The organism is Streptomyces sp. NPDC107498, assembly GCF_055582805.1.
Map to the genome: position 1 here is coordinate 1 of NZ_JBVJPE010000061.1, position 1,673 is coordinate 1,673.

Here is a 1,673-nt window from a genome sequence, read left to right on the forward strand (position 1 = left end):
CACCAGGAGGCTCCGTTCGACCTGGTCCTCGAAGCGGTCAACCCGACCCGGAGCCTTTCGCGCCACCCCCTCTTCCAGATCAGCCTCGGCCTGGAGACCGACGGGGGCCCTGCCTTCGAGCTGAGCGGGGTCCGGACGGGCCCGGTGGAGAAGATCTCCAGCGGATCCGCCAAGTTCGACCTGGAGTTCTTCCTCCGTTCCGACGACGAGAAGGAGCTGCGGTCCACCGTCCTCTTCGCGGCGGAGCTCTTCGACGAGATCACGGTACGACGGATGGTGACCGTCCTCGGCGAGGTGCTGACCCAGGCCCTCGACGAGCCGGACCGACGGCTGTCGGACCTGGAGGTCCTGTCGGAGGCGGAGCGCGAGCTGCTGACGGGCCGGTGGTCCGGTCCGGTGGCGGGGACCGTGGAGACGACGCTCGTGGAGCGGTTCGAGGAGCAGGCGGCGCGGTTCCCCGACGGGGTCGCGCTCGTCGACGAGGCGGGGGAGGTCACGTACGCCGAGCTCAACGCCGCCGCCAACCGCTGGGCCCGCCACCTGCGCTCCCGGGGCCTGGGCCGTGGTGCCATGGCGGGCGTGCTCTGGCGACGCGGGGTGGAGTTCGCGGCGGTGGTGATCGGGGTCCTCAAGACGGGGGCGGGATACACGCTCCTCGACCCGGACTTCCCGGACGAGCGGCTCCGCTCGGCGGCGACCGACGCCGGCATCGCCGTCCTGGTCGCGGAGCCCGACCTCGCCGCCCGCCTGACCGGCCCCTGGGACACGGTCGCTTGCTCCCCCGAACAGCTGGCGGACCTCAGCGGCGAGGACCTCGGCACGGAACTGAGCGCCGACGACGTGGCGTGCCTGATGTTCACGTCGGGTTCGACGGGTCGTCCGAAGGCGATCTTGTCGTCGCACCGGAATCTGGTGTCGACGGTGTCGGGGCAGTCGTACGGGTCGTTCGGTGCGGGTGAGGTGTTTCTGCAGTGTTCGCCGGTGTCGTGGGACGCGTTCAGTCTGGAGTTCTGGGGTGCGTTGCTGCACGGCGGGTCGACGGTGTTGCAGCCGGGGCAGCGGCCGGAGCCGGTGCTGATCGGTGAGTTGTCCCGCAGGCACGGGGTGACGATGCTGCAGTTGTCGGCGAGTCTGTTCAACTTCCTGGTCGACGAGCACCCGGAGGCCTTCGAGACGGTGACGGTGGCCTTCACCGGTGGTGAGGCGGCCTCCCCGGCGCACGTGCACAAGCTCCAGCGGCTCAGGCCCGGGATCCGGGTGGTCAACGGTTACGGGCCGGCGGAGTCCATGGGGTTCACCACCACCCACACGATCGAGCCCGATGACGTGCTGATTCCGATCGGCGCGCCGCTGGTGAACAAGGCCGCCTATGTCCTGGACGCCCAGCTGAACCTGTGCGCGCCGGGAGTCACGGGCGAGCTCTACCTCGCGGGCGACGGACTCGCGCACGGCTACCTCGGCCGCTCCGACCTGACCGCCACCCGATTCGTGGCGGATCCCTTCGGTCCGGAGGGCAGGCGTCTCTACCGGACGGGGGATCTGGCCCACTTCGACCGGCGCGGGCGGCTGCACTACGAGGGGCGGGCGGACGACCAGATCAAGATCCGTGGCTTCCGGGTGGAGCCGGGTGAGACCGAGGCCGCGCTCCTGACCCACCCGGCCGTCACCCAGGC

The 1,673-nt window shown here is 70.7% G+C and carries 1 protein-coding gene; it reads left to right on the top strand.

What is annotated here, in order from left to right; genetic code table 11:
• Positions 1 to 1,673: non-ribosomal peptide synthetase (locus ACZ66Z_RS36685; RefSeq protein ID WP_469940315.1), on the top strand; the 1,673-nt coding region annotated here is incomplete at both ends.